This window comes from Bacillus sp. TH50, assembly GCF_016650565.1.
Taxonomy (GTDB): domain Bacteria; phylum Bacillota; class Bacilli; order Bacillales; family Bacillaceae_G; genus Bacillus_A; species Bacillus_A mycoides.
Window position 1 is genome coordinate 391205 of the sequence record NZ_JAEKFM010000008.1, and the last position, 22921, is coordinate 414125.

16 protein-coding genes, 4 pseudogenes and 1 riboswitch are annotated in these 22921 nt (G+C 33.3%); of the genes and pseudogenes, 11 read left to right on the forward strand and 9 right to left on the reverse strand.

Annotated features, from left to right (window positions below; all coding sequences use genetic code 11):
• Window positions 1-58: 58 nt before the first annotated feature.
• The 5 genes from JFU23_RS29975 to JFU23_RS29995 all read right to left on the reverse strand — a co-directional run bounded on the left by JFU23_RS29975 (window position 59) and on the right by JFU23_RS29995 (window position 3227).
• Complete coding sequence (locus JFU23_RS29975) at window positions 59-334, reverse strand: hypothetical protein (protein WP_201033517.1); 276 nt, start codon at window positions 332-334, stop codon at window positions 59-61.
• Between the two features lie 252 nt (window positions 335-586).
• Window positions 587-1321: a Bax inhibitor-1/YccA family protein gene (locus tag JFU23_RS29980; RefSeq protein ID WP_201033518.1), complete on the reverse strand. Its 735-nt coding sequence runs from the start codon at window positions 1319-1321 to the stop codon at window positions 587-589.
• A gap of 39 nt (window positions 1322-1360) precedes the next feature.
• Window positions 1361-2155, reverse strand: a complete 795-nt coding sequence (locus JFU23_RS29985; protein ID WP_201033519.1) for an ABC transporter permease — start codon at window positions 2153-2155, stop codon at window positions 1361-1363.
• A complete protein-coding gene (locus tag JFU23_RS29990) occupies window positions 2152-2850 on the reverse strand; it encodes an ABC transporter ATP-binding protein (RefSeq protein ID WP_002144211.1) in 699 nt (232 codons plus the stop codon). The genes JFU23_RS29985 and JFU23_RS29990 overlap by 4 nt, the downstream gene beginning before the upstream one ends.
• Window positions 2847-3227 (reverse strand): GntR family transcriptional regulator, encoded by a 381-nt coding sequence (locus JFU23_RS29995; RefSeq protein WP_002144210.1) that lies wholly within the window; start codon window positions 3225-3227, stop codon window positions 2847-2849. Before JFU23_RS29995 ends, JFU23_RS29990 begins: the two co-directional genes overlap by 4 nt.
• Before the next feature lie 837 nt (window positions 3228-4064).
• Here JFU23_RS29995 and JFU23_RS30000 point away from each other — a divergent pair.
• The gene (locus JFU23_RS30000) at window positions 4065-5993 is read left to right on the forward strand and encodes a methyl-accepting chemotaxis protein (protein ID WP_201033520.1); all 1929 of its coding nucleotides are present in this window, start codon (window positions 4065-4067) and stop codon (window positions 5991-5993) included.
• Between the two features lie 1644 nt (window positions 5994-7637).
• On the opposite strand, the pseudogene JFU23_RS30010 reads toward JFU23_RS30000, so the two are convergent.
• A pseudogene (locus tag JFU23_RS30010) lies at window positions 7638-8510 on the reverse strand (hypothetical protein); the annotation flags it as partial.
• A gap of 1019 nt (window positions 8511-9529) precedes the next feature.
• Here JFU23_RS30010 and JFU23_RS30015 point away from each other — a divergent pair.
• Complete coding sequence (locus tag JFU23_RS30015; RefSeq protein WP_201033521.1) at window positions 9530-9991, forward strand: helix-turn-helix transcriptional regulator; 462 nt, start codon at window positions 9530-9532, stop codon at window positions 9989-9991.
• Between the two features lie 255 nt (window positions 9992-10246).
• Window positions 10247-10624, forward strand: coding sequence for a hypothetical protein (locus JFU23_RS30020; RefSeq protein WP_002166862.1), 378 nt, complete (start codon window positions 10247-10249; stop codon window positions 10622-10624).
• 334 nt (window positions 10625-10958) lie between these two features.
• Here JFU23_RS30020 and JFU23_RS30025 read toward each other — a convergent pair.
• Both JFU23_RS30025 and JFU23_RS30030 read right to left on the reverse strand, forming a co-directional pair.
• Window positions 10959-12294: pseudogene (locus JFU23_RS30025) on the reverse strand (IS4 family transposase).
• A gap of 321 nt (window positions 12295-12615) precedes the next feature.
• The gene (locus JFU23_RS30030) at window positions 12616-14652 is read right to left on the reverse strand and encodes a serine hydrolase domain-containing protein (protein WP_201033522.1); all 2037 of its coding nucleotides are present in this window, start codon (window positions 14650-14652) and stop codon (window positions 12616-12618) included.
• Between the two features lie 277 nt (window positions 14653-14929).
• On the opposite strand from JFU23_RS30030, the gene JFU23_RS30035 reads away from it, so the two are divergent.
• From JFU23_RS30035 to JFU23_RS30060, 6 genes and pseudogenes are all read left to right on the forward strand, one after another.
• Window positions 14930-15520 carry a sensor domain-containing protein gene (locus JFU23_RS30035; protein WP_201033523.1) on the forward strand — a complete coding sequence of 197 codons (591 nt, stop codon included), beginning with the start codon at window positions 14930-14932 and terminating at the stop codon, window positions 15518-15520.
• A gap of 4 nt (window positions 15521-15524) precedes the next feature.
• Window positions 15525-17315 carry a helix-turn-helix transcriptional regulator gene (locus JFU23_RS30040; protein WP_201033524.1) on the forward strand — a complete coding sequence of 597 codons (1791 nt, stop codon included), beginning with the start codon at window positions 15525-15527 and terminating at the stop codon, window positions 17313-17315.
• Window positions 17316-18132: 817 nt separating this feature from the next.
• On the forward strand, window positions 18133-19170 hold the full coding sequence (locus JFU23_RS30045) for a serine hydrolase domain-containing protein (protein WP_201033550.1): 1038 nt from the start codon (window positions 18133-18135) through the stop codon (window positions 19168-19170).
• A 712-nt stretch (window positions 19171-19882) separates the two neighbouring features.
• On the forward strand, window positions 19883-20326 hold the full coding sequence (locus tag JFU23_RS30050; protein ID WP_002010721.1) for a carboxymuconolactone decarboxylase family protein: 444 nt from the start codon (window positions 19883-19885) through the stop codon (window positions 20324-20326).
• A gap of 241 nt (window positions 20327-20567) precedes the next feature.
• Entirely contained in the window at window positions 20568-21098 is a 531-nt protein-coding gene (locus JFU23_RS30055) for a GNAT family N-acetyltransferase (protein WP_002204269.1), read from the forward strand.
• Between the two features lie 111 nt (window positions 21099-21209).
• Window positions 21210-21377: pseudogene (locus JFU23_RS30060) on the forward strand (IS4 family transposase); the annotation flags it as partial.
• Here the strand turns inward: JFU23_RS30060 and JFU23_RS30065 are convergent.
• Window positions 21366-21506: pseudogene (locus JFU23_RS30065) on the reverse strand (IS6 family transposase); the annotation flags it as partial. The pseudogenes JFU23_RS30060 and JFU23_RS30065 overlap by 12 nt on opposite strands.
• A 37-nt stretch (window positions 21507-21543) precedes the next feature.
• Here JFU23_RS30065 and JFU23_RS30070 point away from each other — a divergent pair.
• Window positions 21544-21786 carry an alpha/beta hydrolase gene (locus JFU23_RS30070; RefSeq protein ID WP_201033525.1) on the forward strand — a complete coding sequence of 81 codons (243 nt, stop codon included), beginning with the start codon at window positions 21544-21546 and terminating at the stop codon, window positions 21784-21786.
• A gap of 18 nt (window positions 21787-21804) precedes the next feature.
• Window positions 21805-22200, forward strand: a complete 396-nt coding sequence (locus JFU23_RS30075) for a hypothetical protein (RefSeq protein WP_207192991.1) — start codon at window positions 21805-21807, stop codon at window positions 22198-22200.
• A 381-nt stretch (window positions 22201-22581) separates the two neighbouring features.
• Window positions 22582-22758: riboswitch (M-box (ykoK) riboswitch) on the forward strand.
• Window positions 22759-22921: the final 163 nt, after the last annotated feature.

The following is a 22921-nucleotide window of genomic DNA, read 5'->3' on the forward strand; positions in this document are numbered from 1 at the left end:
ATCTAATTAGATTTATAACAGATTAGCGTCATAGACGACCAAGTAAAAACACAGGGTTTTATCTCTGTGTTTCTTCAAATTTTCGTTTTTGAATATATGCTTGAGCATGAATAATTTCTTCCAGAAGCTCTTTTAATTCTTTCATAGATTCTGATTCAATAGCCATGTAAGTAGTAACTAAACTGATCATCATATCCATTTTCTCTACTATATTTTGAATGACCTGTTCAGATTGCTCTTTTTTAGGGTGTTGTATTGCCTTTAATCCATTTTCCATATAATTGTTCTTTCTTTGCTGGATATCATAAATAAACTGTTTTGTGTTTGAGTTCATTTGTTGTTCCTCCGTTTTGGATATATTTCCATTCTATCATATTTGAATAGAAAATATTGGATTCCCCTAAATTCACACCTGTCTTGTACATCTCCTCAAATATACAAACTAATTCCTTAACGTACAGCAAACATCTTAAAATGTGTCCAAGTTGTGTCTAAACGTACAATTTTTGTTTTGGGGGTACTTCAAAATTTTAGGTTGATGGGCATTCAAAAACATCCTGCATGTTTGAAGCATGCAGGATGTTTTCTAGTCTTTGTTTTTCATAATGTAAGAAACCAGACGAAGGATCTCCAAGTATAACCATACTAATGTCATCATAAGCCCTACTGCGCTGTACCATTCCATATACTTTGGCGCTCCACTCTGAGTACCATTTTCAATTGAATCAAAATCTAGTAATAAATCTAATGCAGCAACAACAATTACAATTGTACTTATGATGATACTAATTGTCCCACCTTGGTGAATATATGGAACAGTCATCCCTAAGATGCTCAATAAGAAAACAATAAAATACATAATAAAAATTCCAAGTGTTGCAACCATTACAACCGCGCGAAACTTTTTAGTTACTTTTACTATTCGAGTTGCGTATAACACTAACATGGCAAATAAAATTGAAATCGTTAGTAATACGGCAGTTAAAGCGATAGAATTACCAAAACGCATTGTATAATATGCTGAAATACTTCCTAATAAAATCCCTTGTAATACTGCATAAATCGGTGCGCAAATTGGGGATATGCGCGGAATGAATATAACTACAAATGCGACAATTAGAGTAACTATTATAATTCCAACTAACACAGGTATTTTCATTGTTCCTTGTGTCATCTGTACGTATGAATAGACAGACGCTGCAAGAAGTAAGATAAGCAAAATGAATGTTTTTGCTATCGTTCCGCCAATAGTCATCGTAGAAGCATTTGTATTCTCTTTATGAAATTTTTCTTTTTTTAATATTGGATTAGTTGTTCTCATTTTTTCCTCCTAAATACACTCTACCTTTGAAGCAGATCTTTATATTTCTAATTTTTTATCAATGATACGACCTGTAATAGCTGTTAGGACAATTATGAATAAGCAAGTGAAACAAATATCTAAAATAGTGAACCCTTCACTCGGATACAGTGATGTGTCAATAAAACCATTGTTATCTATGAACCCCGTACTCTTTATGGTGATTACATATTTCTCTAATTTACTTAAAACGTCCAGTATGAATGTTTGGATTATTAAGAATAAAGAAAGGAAAATAACTGATAAAACCATCTTACTCATTGATGACTTTATAGGAATCAGCTTTGTAATTACCATGGTGAAATAGCAGGAGATTAATATACTCATGAAATCGATTCCCCATAATAAAACAGAAAGTATGTGATGAAGAAATCCATATGCATATAACTTATAAAATTCTTGTTGGTATCCCCCGACCACTTTTCCTCCGTAGGTACTTTGGGAGAAATAGTATAGAAAAATTAAGCCTATTACTAGTAAAAGAATAAACATTAACGTGAAAAAGAATAAGTTTGCATATATATTTTTTTTTCCTGAGATGGCTGTATAACGTATCATAGTATTTTTTAGCATTTTATTGAAAGAAGGCAAAGCTATTAAAAGCAATAAAAATGCAGTGATACCTATAATTAATACATATATACCTAATGTTATATCCTTTGTAAGCTGATTTGTTAGCTTTGATAGTCCCTTCATATTAAATAAAAAAAGTAATGAAATAGTCATAAATCCAAAATAAAGGATGGCTATCTTTTTTCTATTACAATTAAATAAATAGCGAAAAAGTGGATTCATTTCTCAAAAACCTCCTTAAATAACTCATGTACTGCTTTTCCATGGTGAAAACGAATTTCTTCTACATTTTCATGCAATACAATGCTCCCGTCTTTTAAAAAGATTACCTCATCAAATATATTTTCAATTTCCTCTATTAAATGAGTCGAAATAAGAATGGTACTATCTTCACGATAAAAGCTAAGAATTAAATCTACTATATGCTTTCTAGAAACAAGATCAATTCCACCTAATGGCTCGTCTAATACATATACCGTTGCTTTTCTTGAAAAAGTTAATATTAGCTGTAATATCCCTGTTTTCCCTTTTGATAAGATGCTTATATTCTCCTCTAGCGGGATCTTAAAGTTAGCTATTAAATCTATTGCTTGTTGTAGATTAAAATCAGCATACATATCTCGATAGAACAACAAAGCATCTTTTACGGTCATCCATTTTTCAAAAACAGGACTATCAGGCATAAATGAAACGATTTTTTTCGTTTCTAATCCCACCTTTTTATCTTTAATTGTAATACTTCCTTTAGAAGGAAAACGTAAACCCGAAATCATTTTTAATAATGTCGTTTTCCCACTACCATTTTCACCAACAAGACCGATAATTTTTCCTTCTGAGATTGTTAGGCTTACATCTTGAATCACTGTTTTTAAATCATATCTTTTCGACAGATTTTCAACTTTCAATAATTCTTTCATTCATTTCCCTCCTTTTTCTTTTCCAAAGAAGAACGGAGTATTGAGAGAACCTCTTCTTCCATAAATCCTAAGTTATTCATTCCATTTATAAAATTATCAAGCAACTCTTTTGCCATTTCTTTGCGTAGCTCTGTAATTTTTTCTTCATTCATTGTTACAAATCTTCCTGTTCCTCTACGTGTCTCAGCAATACCTTCCCGTTCTAGCTCTTGAAACGTACGTTGAATTGTATTTGGATTAACTTGTAATTCACCCGCTAATTCACGTACAGCAGGAATTTTTTCACCTGGCGCCAAACGTCCTGTTACAATTTCTTTTTTGATGTATTCCATTACCTGAACATAAATAGGGGTATTAGGAGAAAACTCAGTTTTCATTTCTTTCCTCCTCTGTATTAGTGTACTAGACAAATAGTACACTAATGTAAATTATATGTAAATAGTTATTTTGAAAACCATAACAAATGGAAGGTGATATATTTAGTGAATTCATGTAAACACCCAGGTGCCAAAAATGACCGTTTATGGGACTTTATTTATTTCTATCCAAATAGAGAAATCTACTAGTCAAATTCAGTTTCAAAACCCCTTACCAAATATTTTTTCATTTTAATATTTAAAACTTATGTATACATGTTACAATATAGTCCTCCAATTTATTTTATTCTTCTATTTAGAATTTATGGTTCAGTAATCCAATAAAAAAGCGGCTGTAGTAACTAGATTTGTTAATGAAGTGAAGAATTTAGAGTAGTTTAAAAAGCCATTAAGTAGAATTATCCAGGGGATATATTCACTTAGTTAAGTTTTAGGGGATTTCTTATGTTAAGGATTTCATACAATTTAAATAGGCCTAAATTAAACCTTTTATCCAATCAAAACTAAAAACCATTTTAATAGAGTGAAGTATATATTTAATACGGTTTATTTGGAATAATTTTTAGTTTTATATTTGCTTAAAATAGAAAAATAACATATTTGTAAGGGGGGATAAATAAAACTCCGCTTGTGAAAGCTATATCGCTATCTATGAAGATGCATGTAAAAGAATATAGTAGTAATTTCATTTCAAATGATACCATAAATAATTGTAGAAAAAGATAAAGGAGTAAACATTTAAATAAATAATATGAGTTGTAAGAATGAAAAGGAGAAGTAAATCGTGTTTAATATAAAAAAAGATTGGAACAAATAAAGTTAAAAACGAAGTTGTCTATGGCATTTATTGCAATATTAATTATACCTAGTCTTATCGTAGGAATAACATCTTATGATGAGGCGAAAAAAGATCTTAATGAAACAATTCTACAAACAGCAAAAGATAATGTAAGTATTTTAGATAAGATTGTTGATGATGAATTAGAAAATAAATATATAGATGTAACTTATTTTGCAAAATTACTCATACAAGGCAATTATAATCCTGATCAATTACAAAATGTACAGAGTAAATTTGAACAATATATACAGTTACATCCAGAGATAGAAACAATTTATTCCGCATCCAGTAACAATCAATTTATTCATGCGCCTGTTGGAGAAATACCAGAAGGATTTAATCCGTTAGAAAGTAGTTGGTATAAGGATGCTGTAAAAGCGAATGGAGAAATTATTGTTTCATCTCCGTATAAATCAAAAGCTACAGGAAATATGGTAATAGCGATTGCCAAACAAAATGCAGATAAAAGTGGTGTCATTGGTATGGACTTAAATATTGATGATATCGTAAAAACATCTAAAATGATAAAGATAGGAAAGCAAGGTTTTGTAGCTATAGTGGGTCAAGATAAAACTATAGTTGTTCATCCAACATTAAAACCTGGTGAAAAATTAGATAAATCTTTAGCAGATGAACTTTATAAGAAAGAAGATGGAGAGATTACGTATAGCCTCAATGGTGAGGACCGCAACATAAGCTTTAAGACAAATAAAAAAACAGGTTGGAAAATAGCTGGTGTAATGCCTACGAAAGAAATTGAAGAAGCTACCAATCCTATTTTTTATAAAACATTTGCTATAATAGGAGCTTCATTATTATTAGGTGGAATAATAATTTTCTTCGTTCTTAGATCTATTATTAATCCACTAAGACAATTAGTTATTTCAGCTCAAAGAATTAGTCGAGGAGATTTAACGGAGAAAATTGATATTCGTTCAAAGGATGAACTTGGTCAATTGGGTTATAGTTTCAATGCTATGGCAGAGTCTTTACGCAATATTATTTCACAAATTAACACATCTGCAGGACATGTAGCAGCTTCTTCTGAGGAACTAACTGCTAGTGTAGAGCAAGCAAGTGTTGCAACAGAACAAATTACAAAAGAAATGGAAGAAATCTCACATAGTGCAGAAGTTCAAAATAATGAAGTTGAGTCTGGAGCTAAATTAATAGGTGAGGTAACACGAAATATTCAATGTGTAGCTGATAATGCTTCTGAAGTATCGAGCTCATCTTTATACACAAAACAAAAAGCAAATGAGGGGGAACAATTAGTAGAACAAACTGTAACACAAATGCAGTCTATACATAATTCTGTTTCCCAATCCGATAATGTAATTAAATTATTAGATAAGAAATCGCAGCAAATAGGCACTATATTAGAAGCGATTCAAAATATTGCTGAACAAACAAATCTACTAGCACTAAATGCGGCGATTGAGGCGGCTAGGGCAGGAGAACAGGGACGTGGATTTGCAATTGTTGCGGATGAAGTTGGGAAATTAGCGGAACAATCAGGACAATCTTCAATGGAAATTGGAAAATTAATTAAGGAAATACAATTAGATGTACATGAGACTGTTAAAGCTATGAATGAAGTAGGAATAGAAGTACAGTCGGGAATTAAGGTAGCGAATGATACAAAACAAAGTTTTTATGAGATTTCAAATTCAGCGAATGATATCGTTTCCAAAATACATGGTATGGTGGACCTATCAAATAAGATGACATCTGATGCAATGCAAGTCGATACATCTATTAATCAAATAGCAGTAGCTGTAAAAGAGAACACCACAAGTATGCAAACTATAGCTGGTTCATCCGAAGAACAACATGCTTCCATGGAAGAGATAAATTCTTCAGCAACTCAATTGGCACAAATGGCAGAAGAACTTCAAGAGTTGATTGGAGGGTTTAAGGTATAAGTGAGCATTTTAAAATATAATTGTGTGAAGTGTTATAAGTCATAGCAAGTAAATGCTAATTATGACACTTGTAAATGAGGACCAACTACTTTAAAAGGTAGTTGGCCTCTTTTCTTGGAGGGAAATTTATTAAATCTATTTAAATGAAAAGTTTAAATAGATTTAATAAAAATTGAGAAAATGACAATATATCCTTTTTTAAAAAGATACAAAGAAAGAGGACGGAAAATCCGTCTTCTTCATCTAATTTCAAATAATATCTGATGATTTGTAAGCCCAGTCAAGGTATGCAGGTTTACCGCCACTACTAAATGATAGTTCAAAATCACCAGCCTTAAAGCCTTGCGGGAAACCTTCTTTATTACTTTTCCACTAGTCTTATGTTTAAGAGAAACATATGAATTAGATTAACCTCGATTTTTGACATATACTTTAAGGTGACTGTATCCTGCAGTAACACTAAATGGTATATAATCACTACTTTTCTGGTGGGCTATTGTAGTACGGCTATTTTCTTCCATTACTCAAGCACTAGCGCCCGTTGGAAATGAAAATGCTGTAAAAACAAAACCAAACATTAAAGCGATAGAAAGTAATACTGAAAATAATTTGTTCTTTTTCATAATTAAATCCTCCTATCTTCAATTAATTCACTTCAAGTATAATGCGTATTCCGAATAATTAGAATAAGTATATTTATTGAAAATATGTATAGTCTTAATTTTTTGGAAGCGTTCTATATAAAATATGAGTGTTGTGATGAAGAAAAATTAAGAGGAAATGATAAAGAACTTCTTTCAGATTCATTCAATCTTATATGTATATTGAATGAGAATGATATTGGTAGAAAGAATTCTCAAAGATGAAGGCTAGCAATTCCATATGCAAGTTTTAGTAATACTTCATATATTAAAATCTATTATAAATATAGATCTTATATATTAAAAAGAAATAAAGATAAAACTTCTATAGGTTGTGAAAAATATAGGGCAGACTAACTCCTGCAAGGGGGAAATTGATATAAGCACGTAAAAAATCATAAATAGAAGAAAATGTCTCCGTAGATTCAATGATTATTAGACTTTCAATTCTACAAAAAAGCAGAAAAGAAATTATATGTTTCTACATGAAATCGGAAAGAAATTGATACAAAGCACATTATATTTATTCAAGACTGTAAATATGGAGTATTTTCTTTATTTTGGTAAATAATGTAGTATTCATCGAAGAATTACCCACAATTTGTTAACATTACTCAGTATTACACATAACTCACATTATTATTGATGATTTTTATTAGATAAATGCAACGACACTAGTATTTTCAAGGATATTGGGGAAATATTATTCACATTAGATCATATTTGTCCTCATATCCACTATTTTTATAAATATCTCTCTGATTTATTGTAGATATAAAATCGGATGTTTTACTACACGTGAAGTATATTCAATGTGTAGTGTGGAGATTCTTCTATAGGTAGAAGAGGATTTGTATAGAAATGTATAAAAAAAGACTCCATTTTACATGAAGTTCTTCTGATTTGGTATTTATAAATAGAGTAGTAGAAAAGGGGTGTTAATGAAACAAACACGAATAGCCCTCCACTTTCGATTTTTTCAAAAATAGAGAGCTCGTTGCTATTATTTTATTTCCATTGCGGTTAGCACCTGATCTGGAGCTGTTATTGTTACATCAGCACGTACTAAACGTTCGAATGTCCGCATAAACTCTAGTAAATTAAACTGTTTTGGTAGCTCAATAACACGAAGTTTTTCTTGTGGCAGCTTATCAATTGCCTCGATAAACCATTCACGTACATCACTTGGAATCGTGCGTTCTTTATGGCCACGAACTTTTAATTTTTCACGCATTTCAATTTCTAAAGCGATATATGCATGGAGATTCACTCCCTGATCATATGCATATTTTCTAAATAACGTTTCTTCCTGGTATTTTAGGTAATTACGGTGATAAGATTCTTCCGTCACTGGTACCGCAAACTTCTGCTTTAGTAGTGCATGCACATTTTTAAACATCTTCTTAATGTTGCGAAGAGAGTACATGGAATAATGTAGACCAAAATTAAAGACAGCTTGTTCACGGTCACTATTTCTCTCTTTTGGTACATGTTGCACAATAAGAGGGTAGATGCCTTCTTTCGCCGCAGTATCAAGAATTTGATATTGAGATGTTTGATGCAATAATTTTTTCAATGTATATACAATTTTCGTTGGATATCCTTCTTTTCGATCAACCATGTCACGAAGTCCACGAATCACACCACGAATTTGACGATGACAAGTATGCTTTAAAACATGAACGAATTTATTCATGTCTGAAGACAGTTCACCGATATTCATTTCTTGTAGGACCGATTCAATAAATTTCGCTTTACGAGCATAGGTAGCTTTTGGTGTAAATGGATCCCTGTGTTGCTCTTCTCCAGATTCTTTCGTACATAAGAAGTCTGAATGGATAGATAGATATAAGGTTGTATATCGTTTTGTATGCTGCTTTTAATTGAGAATAAGAGGAATCCTTTAATATCAATACTTTATGGGTATTCAAATAAACTTTAGGTACGCAACTTGGGAAAGATGTTGCTTCTTTTTCGGAAAAATGGGTACGCGACTTGGGAAAAATGTTGCTTCTTTTTAACATGAAATTAAATAATTTTAATATTAGGTGTTGCTTGTTGAGAGAAATAAGTACGCAACACGGGAAGAATGTTGCTTATTTTAGTGAAAGAGTACGTGAATTGGGAAAAGTGTTGCTTGTTTTGCACTAAGAGTACGCAACATGGGAAAGATGTTGCATGTTTTACAGGAAGAGTACGCAACATGGGAAGGATGTTGCATGTTTCACAGGAAGGGTACGCAGGATGGGAAAGATGTTGCATGTTAACAGGAAGAGTACGCAAGATGGGAAAGATGTTGCAACACAAACATCTGCGTACTTCCACTCCCTCCTAAACGCTTATACACTTCATTAGCGGTATATACAATCTCCGTATCTGACATAGTACCATGACACCTCCTATAAGGGAATTATACCTTTCATAATCAATCGCCGAAGCTCGTACTGTCTTTGCTATCTTTTGGCGAAATAAGAATGCAGCACTTAAAGGGATTAATGGCCAAATTTCACTCCTGGATAACCAACAGTTATAACATAGGGCTATAGCTTAGCATATATAATGCTTCTTCTATTTCATATATTAATGAAATAAAACATCTTAGGAAATCTCATGAAAGCGAGTCACAGACCTTAGTACCAATTCCTCCCATCCCTAATGGGGGTGTTATCGCGCCGTAGCGACCTTCATTGGTACTAAGGTCTGTGAAAAAACTAGAAAACTATCTAGCAATTTTACATGTTCAGAAATTGATGAGTTTATGTACAAAAATGAAAACAGAAGGTAAACATTGATTTTTTCGTCCGAGGCCTAGGGGAAAATCAAGTTGAAAAAGGATTAACAAAAGTGTAAAATTACACTAAATAATACAAAAGTTACTTTTAGGGAGGGAAAAAGATGAATAAGGAGCTTATAATCGAACTCATTTCAACGAAAATAAAGTTAATTCGTACTGAAAAGGGGTATACGCAAGATAAAATGGCTGAAGTTCTCGGCATTTCAAAGAAAACACTCGTTCAAATCGAAAAGGGGAGATCTAATGCAGGCTGGACCAATACCGTGGCTATTTGTGCATTATTTAGGGGGAGTGAGGTTTTACAGTCCGCTTTGGGAGATGATCCATTAGTAGTAATCGAAACAATGGCCCACAAAAGTATTAACAACTCCAAAGAAAAAACATTGGGAGGGAAATTATGGTGGAAAAAAATTCGAGAAAAAGGGGACTTCCGCTTACAGAAAAATCTGATTAGTCAGCATTATCGTATTTTAGACGAACATGATTACCGTTGGTTTAGTTCGTTTGATAGAGAAGAAGCGCTAGATCAACTATTTAAATTAACGATAAATTCGGAAAAATAAATAATTTATCGGAGCTAAAAAGAGGGGGAATACATAAATGAAAAATATTTTACTAATGTTGTTGACCCTGACCTTATTATTAGGATGTGCTTATTTTATCCCCAATACTATATCGAAGGGATGACGGTTATTTTAAGCCTTTTTCAGCTTCTTAACTATTGGTAGTTGTGATTTTGTTGAATTTGATTCCTCAGTTCCTTTCTCTATATATAAATAGAGTTAAAATAAAACTTATCAACTTGAAGGAGATTATATATGTACATCTTGAGCTTACTTTATATTTTATTTACGCCTATTCTTTGTTCATGCGGTTTTTTTGGTGGGATTTTTTTAATAATTACAGGGGTTAAATATCGTAAATTACTCGCGAGTGTAATGGGATTACTTAGCCTTTCCTTTATCGTTCTACCTTATGTTGATTGGGGTCTGGGGATTGGTGGAGATATAATTCCTCCTATTCCACCCCTGCTATACTGGACTCTATTCTCTTTAACTGGGTTGTTAGCAGCATTTAATGGTCTACAAGCAAAAATTAAAAGCATACGCAATATGGGATTTATTATTTTTACTACTGGAATATTAGGGACTTTTTTCTATTATTTAATGTCTGTACAAGATTCATTTTATATCTAATAGTTATTTTGGTTGCGAAAACTCAATCAGTGTTTTTCAGTCTATAAAACTATATTATTAATAAGTAAAGGAATCTATTTATAATGAACCTATTAAAACAGATGTTAAAAAGTTATACATTTTTATCTTTAGCAATCGGTTTATTACTTTGTTATTTTCGCATTAGTGGACTAGACCCTCAAGGACTCGTTTTTTTCGTTTTCGGATTGGACCCCATCGCTATCAAGCTAAGGGTATCAAGAGGGTATATGTGAGTGTATTTTTTGAAATTTCTACGACTACACTAAAAATGTGCATAACAAATAAACCTACCAAAAGGGTGTTTTGAAAAATATTATGCAACTTTGAAACTCTTTAACAACGTACACTCATACATAACGCCTAGGATATCAAAGACTGTTTTCTTTTCGTAACGGTGAGATTTCCGTCCGTTTTTCTCTAAAAGATTGAACAGACGTAGGAAAATCTTTGATAATTCTTGGGTGCCCTTTTGTAATCCTTGGTAAAACAATAGATAATAATTCTTTATCATATAAATGGCATTCTAAGCGTTCTTTCTTAATTTCTTTGCACTTGTGAATTTGAAAGAAAGATTTCCATGTTTTGAACAAAATTTCAATTTGCCAGCGTAATGAATACAAGTCATGGATATGTTCCGTTGGAACATTTTCTGCAGAAAGATTCGTAATATACACGTTGATTCCACTCAACCGTGTACTTCTTTCTTTGTAGGTAATACCTTTCTTTTTTTCTTTTTTGGCTTGTGCCTTCAATCTTTTCTCTGTTTGTTCCTTTGTTAATCGATGAATAATAACACGAGCTGGTAATTTTTGATACTGTCCAATGTATGATTCTGAAATTTCCATTGTTTGACCAGGGGACAATTGATTCATGAGTTCTTCCATATCTAATTGAATATAGAGTGTTCCTTTCTTCACGGTCCCATTGTGAAAATACTCTGGCTCATCATTCTTACGATAGATTCGAGAATTTAATTTCAAACGTGAGACATAGTAAGCTCCTTTATCCTGGATCTTTTGTAAGTCATGTAAGTCATGTAAGTCAAAGCAACCTAAATCTCTTATATACAAGTCTTTGGATTGAATGTTTTTTAGGCTTGTGGAACCAAAGGCTTTATCATTTTCTCTTCCTTCTCCTACATAAACGTACAGGAACTTCCCGCTCAATAAGTCATACTCTAATTGAATTTTGACTCCTGCCGTATGGCTACTTCCACCTGAACCTTGATAATGTGAAGAAAACTTATCTGGAAGCTGAAATGTTGTAGAATCTAGAATCCGAATGTGCTTAAAGTTCGTAGTATATTGATGAATTATTTCTTGTGTTGAATGAATTCTTTGGGTTAGAAGGTTAGCTAGAACTTGTTCAAGAAACTTTAATGCGGAAGCATTAAATCGTTGGTTAAGTCCTTCAGGACTTATAAGAACACCTGTAGATACTTCAAGACAGCTACATAATTGCGTGAGTGATGTACTTGCGACCTGTTTACTAAGCCATACACATAAAGCAACTAACTCCTTTGCTTGATATTTACTCTTTCGCTGAACGAATCCTTTTTCTTTGGGTAAGTGTTCTAGAACATGAGAAGACATATGTCGTTGTAATTCTTCAGAAATCGGTTGAAATTCATCAAGAATCGAAAGATTCATAAAGAAACGCCATCCTTTCTTATAATTCTACAGAAAGGATAACGCCTTTTTTGCTTTATGGGTAGTGTAAAACCTTAGCTTGATAGCGATGGGGAACAATTAATTTCTTAAGTTGAAGGGTATGTATGGTGCCCTCTATATAATAAAATAGGAACCTATCATATTTCCTAATAGGTTCCTTCTTTAAATGTAAAAACTTCAGATGTGTCGGATTATGATTCGAAGCGTTTCCGTTTCCATAACGATTTTACAAAGTTGAATTTCTTGTTTTATTTTAGCTGGATGCTGATGAGATACCAGCATTTAATTTAGGATAAATATCTACTGCCGTTTAATAGGCAATGCATAATAGCCAAAAGCTAAATCTAGCAAGGCACTTGCTTCTTGACGCAGTAACAGATCTTTCGGACGGAACATAAAGGATCCGTCAGCGTTAATGGAAGTATCAGGGTCTAGAATTCCTTGGGAGGCAAGTGCCTGAATCGATTGGACTGCCCAGTCATCTGCGGCATCAAGTAATTTAACTTTAATAGCTTTGTCAGGTTGAATCGGTTTCAAGTCTTGAATTTGCTTTACGTTTTGAATCATGGTTGCTGCGACCTGTCGGGTAATCGGAGTAGCACGGTTATACTCTGGAATTCCTTTCATCATTTTCTCCCTTGCCTCCTTGGAGTCGTCTGGAAAACCGTTCCATCCATGAGCAAGTAACAACGTATCCGCAAACTCTCCTTGTGTCATGGTTTCCATCGGATTGAATAGATTACCTGTTTTAGCACCCATAATATTTAGGGCATGAAGATTATTAATGTGACGTCTATAGTTACTCTTTTGTGGAACGTCATCAAAAGGTGATTTGTTGTTAATTTTCTGGGCATCTGCTACAAAATCAAGGCTTTTAGGAGAATTGTAGTGAAAATATGTGATTTCTCCAGCTGAATTCTTTTTGAAAGCAACTTTGTTGCCTTCCGAATCTTCAAATAACAACGGATGAATCATTTTGAGAACTTGTTTTCCAGTTATTCCACCCTCCATGACTAAATTCCCATTTTCATAAGTAAAATGAGTGCGAATTGTAGCGAAACGCGTATTTTGGAATAAGCCCAAGTATTTATGAGCTTCTTTTTCCTCTAACGGGAGATAACTTGTTTTTACTTCATTCTTCTTAGCAGGGAAATAGTGATCCATGAGAGCTTCATATATGTCTATGCTCATTGTTGAATCATTATTGTAAGACATGAAGAATGCTGTTTTTTGTTCAGGCACTAAAATCAGCATTGATTGATGTCCTGGCATGCTTCCCCCTTTAATTACAACGTGTTGGCCATTAGCAAATTTATTAAAAGGCGTTTCAAATCCAATTGTCGCAACAGGAGTCGTCTTATCATCAAAAACTTGATAGTCATGCATCATATCCATGCTTTTTTTACTTGCAATTTCTTTGTCTTTAAACTTCCCTTTCTGTAGTTGCATAATCATGTATTTTGACATGTCTTCCGCAGTAGATAAAATGCTTCCTTGTGGTGTATCCCTTAAACCGCTCCCACTTGTTGGAATCGGATCGCCAGTGGGACCATAATGTGTAGCCATTCTTTCGAGAAAATCAGGTGTAAAGCTCATACTTGTAGATTTCATATCTAATGGTTTAAAAACATTCTTTTCCATATATTTCGAGAAAGGGGTGTTAGTAACATTCTCTACTGCAAACCCTGCGAGCGCAAATGAGACGTTGTCATACGTATAAACTTCCCCTGGTGGCCGTACCACCGTTGGCATATGTTTAGAGAAAAATTCCTTCATTGGTATGCTATTGTTGTTATCGATATATTCAGGTCCAGTTATATTCGTAAGGTCGGGAAAATCTAATCCGCTGGTATAAGTGAGCATATCAAACAGTGTTAGAGGTTTCCCTGTTTGATTAGGTATTTGTAATCCACCAAGATATTTTTGTACGTCTTGATCTAGTTTAAGATTTCCTTTATCGACTTGTTGCATCACAGCCAAGGCAGTAAAAGTTTTTGAGACTGAAGCAATTTGAAAGACCGTGTCCTTAGTAACAGGAATTTTCTTTTCTTTATCAGCATATCCATACCCTTTATTAACAACAACCTTTCCATCATGAACGACGACAAAACTAGAACCATTCACATTATACTTTTTCATTTTTTCCTCAAACAATGAATCAGCAAAAAATTCTATTTCTTTTTTATTATTGGGTCCTTTCATCATTTCAATATTAGTTGTGGATGCCGATGGTTTTGATGTTTCTCCTTCTAATGATTGGTGGGAACATGCAGAAATCATGGTTGAAGAAGAAAGAAGAATTGCAACGATCCCCAGTTTGTTAATTGCTTGTTTCATTTTTGAACGCTCCTTTATTTAGTTAGGATTTTTTGTTAGCACAACGAGTTAGCGACTCGCTAGCTTATGAACAGAGTGTAGCAAGCAGCAAGTCATAGTAGATAGTGAACTTCTGTCATATTTATAAAGAACAACAAAAATTGAGTGGATAAGGCTGTATTGATAGTTATGTCATAAAAGTTATGACATTTTGACACTACCATATGTGACAGAAAAATACTTAGAATCAAAAAGTAGCTTTTAACGCATTAGCAATGAATGAGGAGGAGAGATTTTAATGACGAAAGCATCAGCTCAAAAAACTTTGCAAGATTTTTATTTCTTGTTATTTACCTTTGTATCCGGATTCTTTTACTTTTGTTTCTATCTGGTCAGCATTACATTGGCATTAGTAATGACGATTATCTTTTTGGGTATTCCTTTGTTGGCATGGGTGCTACAAACAACTCATACGTTTATTCAGTATGAACGTATTCAGACGAAGGTTTATACAGATATATCGATAGAGTTATTCGAACCAAGAATAAAAGAGGAGGGAGATAAATGGATTAAAGCAAGAGATACAATTCTTAATAATAGCAACTGGAGGGCTATTTTTTGGCTCATGCAGAAATTTTTTGTCGGAATAATGAGTCTTATATGTGCTGTTTTACTGTATGTAATGCCGCTAGTATGTATCGTTACCCCCTTACTTTTTCGATGTTTTAATATATACTTATTGGGAATTGCGGTGAATTCATGGGAGACGGCAATTTTTGTCATGATTGTTGGTTTCATTCTCATCTGGATACATAATCTTATTGGAAACTGCTTAGTTCGAATGATTGGAATGTACACGCGTTCCATGTTTAAAGCTATAAAGGAGTGATAATTTGTTTAAGACTTTGAAACTATGGTTCTGGTACGATTGGGCCTTACTTTGTATACGTTTTATTATTTGGCTATCATTGATATCAACGACTATCCAACGACAAGATCATTTGACAGTACCACTTTGGATCATCATTCTTTGGGAAATCGCTTCATTTTCAGTACCTTGGATTTGTTTAATGTTCAGTTATCGCTATTATTTGTTTACTGAAATAATATTATTTGGCGGAGTGTGTTTCTATTTAACTTTATTATTTCCGTCAGCGTATCTTACTTTTTTAATGCCAACTTTTATGATTGCGGCAAATAGCGCTCATAAATCTTACCGCTGGTCGGGTCCTATCACAATTATTTTGTTCCCGTTGCTCATTGCGATATTTTCCAAAGTAACAGATTTATGGGTAATCATCCTACAACTCAGTTTAGCTTTTGCTATGGGCTCTTTCTTTCGTTTACTGGCTATTAATTACCGTCAAAGTGAAACTATTCGGAACCAGAAACATGTATTGGAACAATACGTATCCCAAGTTGAGCGGATTACTTTACTGGAGGAACGTGATAGGCTCTCAAAAGACTTACACGATACGATGGGGCATTCCTATACCTCAATTATTATGGGAATGGAAACATTACGTATGGAATTAAAGTCTAAAGAAGGAGAGCAACAGCTCGATTCATTATTACAATTGGCCCGTAACAGTATGGAAGAAGTAAGACTGTATGTACATCAATTGGATTTATCACAAGAATCGCTTCCCTTAGCTGTCACATTACAACAATTGACAAAGGAATTTAAGAAACATGCAAAAGTAAATGTACGTACTCGAATAATAGGGGAAGAGTATATGGCCTCCAAACAATCAAAAATGACACTATATCGGAGCTTGCAGGAATCACTAACAAATGCTGTTCGCCATGGGCATTCCACAGAAATCATTGTGTCACTTCACTTTGAACCACAACAGATAAGATTGGATGTACAGGATAATGGCTGTGGGGTAGAAGAGTGGAAGGATGGCTTTGGATTAACTGCAATGAAAGAGCGCGTGAGTCAGTCTCAAGGAAGAGTCATTGTTTATTCCAAAAAGGGGGAAGGGACGTTAATTTCATGTGTTTTACCGAAACAAGCACAACTGTCTAATGAACAAATCCGCATGTGTATTGTCGATGATCATTCATTTATTCGAGAAAGTCTTCATACAATTTTGGATGGACAGGAGGATTTACAGGTAGTGGGAATGGCTGAAGATGGAGAACGGGCTATGGAATTGTGTGAAAGACTAAAACCAGATGTAGTATTAATGGATTTAGAGATGCCTAATTTGGATGGAATTCATGCGACCAAAATGATTAAGGAAAAATGGCCGGACATTCGTGTACTCATTCTGTCAACCTTTCAGAATACAGAAAGGGCAAAAGAAATCATACGAAATGGTGCGGATGGATATTTATTGAAGTCCATAGATTCGCGTGAACTAGCTGAATCAATTCGTCTAGTCTATCGAGGAGGCACGATGATTAATCATGACTTGTTCCATAGAATGTGGGGAAAAAATGAAGAAACAGGATCATTTGAATCACAATCAGATGGAAAAGAGTATGGATTAACGAAACGAGAACTAGAGATTTTGGAACTATTATCACAAGGAAGCCGTTATAAAACAATAGCTTCGAAACTTTACTTGTCAAACGGAACGGTAAGAAATTACGCCTCCAATCTCTATGAGAAGCTAGGAGTTAAAAATCGAGAAGAAGCCGTACAAAAGGCAAAAGATACAGGATTACTTTCTTGACACTCTCACTTGAACTAGTTAGCTGAAGTCAATGGGGAACTTACAGATAATGCAGGGCATCACTACCCAATACTACATTTGAAACTACAATGAAAAATAAAGAGTTGGAACCCCCCTGCTTTTTTGTGAATATAGTCTAATATAATTTAGTTGTTTAAAATGGGTATTCGGATTTTTATATCGAAAAGGTAAAACACTATGGAATAAGATGTCGATGACTATAAAAATTGTAGACTATAACCGAAATCGGGAAAAGGTATAAGGTATAAGGGAGTTGAATATTTTATTAAAGCCTATCTTCACAGAGGACTGGTAAATAGTTTTCATATTCGCTAGTACATCGGTCCTAAATCTGAAAGTAAAATAGATATTTTGGTCAATAACATCTGTGATTTAGATGCTATTTCCCTCATTTCGAAAATATCTATTACGTTGCCATGAGTGGTTTTGGGATTGAAAGAGGTACTTCCGTAAAGTCGGGCATAATAGCACTCACTAAATTTAAGCCCTCTAAAAAGAGAAGAATTTAGAAACTAAAGAAATTAGTGTGATGATGCTTTATTGTAGTCAAATATAAAATATGTCGTTTTGAGTTGAAGTGAAATGTGGAACCTAATTCTAAAATTTAAAATATATTGGAATGATGCAAAAGATAGTCCAAAACTGAAGTATCCAAGTAGGTCTGCGCAACCAGCCTGAAGCTGGTCATCCCATTGTTGGATTTCATAATCCGATACGGAGTCCAATTGGATTAAATATGAGAAAGATAACAGGTTAATATATTGCTAATCATTTAAAGGAAGGGTATGTGATTGAGATGAATAATACATATAATGAAAAGACACATACATCGATTAAACAATTATTTAACAAGTTTTCGCCAAAAGCTCCTGGCTTTGCATATATTGCTAGTTTCGATAGCGGAGTAACTTATAAAGGTGCAGTTGGCTTAGCTTCTATAGAGGGAAATCTACCCATAAATACAAAAAATATTTTTAATATTGCTTCAGTTTCTAAACAATTTACAGCATTTTCTATATTACTTTTAGAACAAGAGGGGAAATTGAATTTAGATGATTCAATTGTAAAGTTTGTCCCTTCTATAGGAGCATATGCTGAACCTGTAACATTGAGACACCTAATTCATCACACTGGTGGACTAGTTGATTATATGGGATTGGCTGAAGCAGCAAATATTAAATATACTGATACATTAACTGTGGAAGAATCGCTAGAACATCTTAAAAGTCATCAAATTGCAAGGTTCCCAGTTGGAACAAAATTTGAGTATAGCAATACAGGATATTTTTTATTATCACAAGTGATAGAGAAAGTAAGTGGCAAGTCTCTATGTCAGTTTAAAAAGGAGCGTATTTTTGACCCTTTAAATATGAGGGCCACAACAATTGTGGATTACTACCCAACTACTATAGCAATTGCTAGCGGATATTCGAAGAATGAACAAGGAATATATAAAATCTATGAAAGCCCTTGGGAACATACAGGGGATGGGGCAGTTCATACAACAGTTGAAGACCTGGTAAAATGGGGAGAGAATTTAACTATAGGTACCGTTGGTGGAAAAGACCTTGTTAAAAGAATGAGCGAAATAGGTCCGAAAATTTCTCCAACTGGAGAATCGATTATTGACAATGAAGATTATGCTTTTGGGCTGAGAGTTGCAGAAGGTTTTAATTGTCGATACCTGGAACATTCAGGAAGCTGGGCAGGTTATCGTTCACACTTCATGAGGTTTCCAAAAGAATATTTGTCTGTTGCGGTATTAAGTAACTATGACGAATTTGACTCTAAAAAATATGCTTATGAAATAGCAGAAATTGTTTTAGAAAAGTAAAAAAAATAGAGCGAAGGATACAGTATTTGGATTTGGTTTACCCACGTTTTTTAATATTGTTTAAAAGTATGTACCTTACACTTTCTCAGAATCCAATCAAACAAACGGAAATAACCTTAGAATCAGATTTGTATTTTTAATGTTCTGGATAATCACTATTATCGTTGCGGTAATATTGCAAATCGAGTATCCCTGCATTCTCATTTTTATTTAATGAGAATGCAGGGATATAATAAATACAAAATTTTCGTTTTGAGGGAAATTGCTTTTCTTAGCTTGATAGCGATGGGGTAACGCCACATGCCTATCAAGCTAAGAAATTAGTTGTTCTCCAAAACGAAAAAATTAACTAAATCCCCATAAATAACTATAGGAAGATAAAAACACTGTAGCTTTCGAATAAAGTTTGATCAAAATTATGTAATTGTTTGGTGATAATAAAATTGTTTCATTTATAATAAAATCATTTAAAAATTAATAAAGTTATTCAATTTATTCTGACGGTAATAATAAAATAATTAAAAAGTGAAAATATTTGTTTGGAAAATACGGTTACTCATTTGCGATATTTACGTAGCATGAAACAACTAATTACACTGTCTACAACTGAAATTCTCTTTGATTTCGAATGCCTTACAAACAAAATATTAGCACAAATGTTCGTGTGACGGTATAATTATAAGTATCTTAAAATTAAAGGAGGTCTTGCCTTATGAGTCAAAGAATTTCCTACTATGATGTTGCACCTGATGGCATGAAAATTATGATGGATATGGAGAAGTACACTAAGAAGTCTACAATTAATCGAATTACTAGAGAACTTATAAAGATTAGAGTCTCTCAAATTAACGGTTGTGCTTTCTGCATAGATATGCATACATCCGATGCGCGTAAGATGGGTGAAACCGAACAACGAATTTATTGTTTGAATGCTTGGAATGAATGTGATTTTTATACACCTGAAGAAAAAGTTGCTCTTGAACTATCTGAGCATATTACTCTAATTCCTACTAAAAGAGTTCCTGAAGACCTATATAAGCGAGTACGTGAACACTATGACGAGAAACAATATGTTGACCTTGTTTTGGTAATCAATCAAATCAACAGTTGGAATAGAATTTCTATTGCAATGGGAAATACAGCAACGAAAAAATAATTGCTCTCAACGAACGGTAAATAAGAATAAAATTAAAGATGTTTAAAAATCACAATGCAATTGTTTCATTTTTCTTTATTACGCAGTTATCATAAACTGTGACATAACCAAATTTTTGAAATTTATTGTTTCATCCTTTATAGCTTTTATAATAATATTATCTTGAAACACGAAGGGACTGAACTATGCGCAGATATCAATATCTTAACCCCAAAATAAAAACATAATGGAGGTAAAAATATTGATTACAGAACTACAAACCGAAAGATTAGTTTTAAGAAAAATGAAAGCATCAGACTCAGCTAGCATGTTTACAATTTGGGCTGATCCAGAAGTTACAAAATTTATGAATATCAATAGTTTTACTGATGAAAGCCAAGCGGTAGATATGATTGAAATGCTTGATAAGTTATCTCGGGAAAACAGAGCTATTCGTTATTCAATAATTGAATTAGAATCAAATGAAATTATCGGTTCTTGTGGTTATAATTCATTTGATTTCAAAAACGCCAAAGCAGAAATTGGTTACGATATTAGTAAAGCTTTTTGGGGTAAGGGATATGCGCCAGAAGCCATTCTCTCTTTAATGGATTATGCGTTTAGTACTTTAGAATTCAATAGAATAGAAGCAAAAGTTGAATCTGAAAACATCAATTCAATAAAAGTCTTACAAAAGTTAAACTTTACATTCGAAGGGACAATGAGAAAGTGTGAAAAATCTAATGAAAAGTTTATTGATCTAAGTATTTATTCAAAATTAATAACGGATTAACTTATATTTAATAGCCTACATTCCTTAAAATGTAGGCTATTAAATACCCTCAAAATGAAAAAAATACGTTATTCTTTCTGTAGAATCATAGGAAAGGATGGCGTTTTTTGTATGTCTATTTCTGTATCTGATGAATTACAACTATTTGCTCAAGAGATTCAAAGCTTTTTATCTCCAAATATCTTACGAGATCTTGCTAGAGATGTTGGTTTCGTACAACGAACAAGTAAATACCAAGCAAAAGATTTAGTCGCATTATGTGTATGGATGAGCCAAAGTTAGCCCTCGTTCCTCCATCATTTCCACCACATTACGAAAGCTTAAATTGTACCGTAGGTACCATCTAACCGTTAATAAAATAATGTCAGGTTGATAATGTTTCCATTTAAAAAAATTTTCCTTTTCCATACTGATCACACACCTTTTATAGAGTAATAGTATCAGTATGTCCAAGTTTGAAAGACTATTTTCAGTCATTTTAAATTTTCTGCACCAGAACCTAAATTACCGCTTGGCTACTCCATCTTATTCTACTTGGCCGGGCATCATGGATGATATGAGATTAGCAATCGACTATATTGTGGATCAATCATATGAATGGAATTTAAATCCACAAAATATAGGAGTTATGGGTGACTCAGCAGGTGGCTATCTAGCTGCAATGCTTGTTTTAAAATACGTGCAGTAATTCCAGTATATGGTCTTTATGATACAAAAAAACTATGAACTACCTGAACAACAAGGGACCAATCATGTGATCTTGAAAATGATGGACACAACGCCTTATCAGTCAACTCAAGCTTATATAGATGCTTCTCCCATATATCAAATAAAGAAAGCAACAAATAACCCAATGTTTAAAAGTATCTTTTTTGTTATTTGGGGAGAGAAAGATGAAATTGTTTCTCCGGCAGAAGTTATAAATTTTATTAAAGTTTTGAAGGAATATAATGTTAATACTGAATCTTTTTCTGTACCTGATCAGGGGAATTTTTGGTTATGTGTCGATAAAATACGAGGTTCTTGCTCGATAGATGAATATCCAAATACAATAGTGTCCCCTGAAATTTTGAAGTTCTTAAAGGCAGAACTAACCTATTAGAGATAATTATAAGTAGGAGCTTCTTGGGAGGTAGATGATTGTTTATAGCCATCTAAGTTTACCAACCTATAAGGGGAGTTCCTACCCTAAAAAACAATGCCAATTACATTGTTAATTTCAGTGAATTAATACTGGTATTTACATCTCTATCATTATACGTGTGGCACATTAAGCAATCCACTCACGAAGGTTTAGATATTGTATAACTTAGAAAATCAAATGCATAAATTGTGAAATTTATTGTATAAATATAAAATGTTAATATCTAGCATTTGGTATTGGATTGACACCAAAAAGTGGAATAATAAGTTTTATATGTACTTGACAAGTCTAAAAATAGTGGATATTCTTTAACATGAAACAAGCAAAAAAATTTTAATATTTATAACCTGTTAGGTGAGGCTCCTATACAAACACAGGCTATTGCCCAAAAATATCGAAAGATGCCAATGGGTAGAACAGGAATTGTCGGATTAAGGCTCTTCTTAAGATAGCTAAGTGATGAATGATTCATCCTTTACGTTGTATAGTGCCAAAACTCAACTAGGGGGGAATGAGCTTTATTTAGCTATGTCTTTTTTAAATCAACCTCCTTTAGTTGAATCACTAGGGGAGGTTTTTTATATGCAAAATTTTATTTGTAATAAATCTCTTAAAAAAGGGGGGAAAACTAATGATTGATGATATTGATCCCATATTTATTAAGAAATTTGTTTTCCCA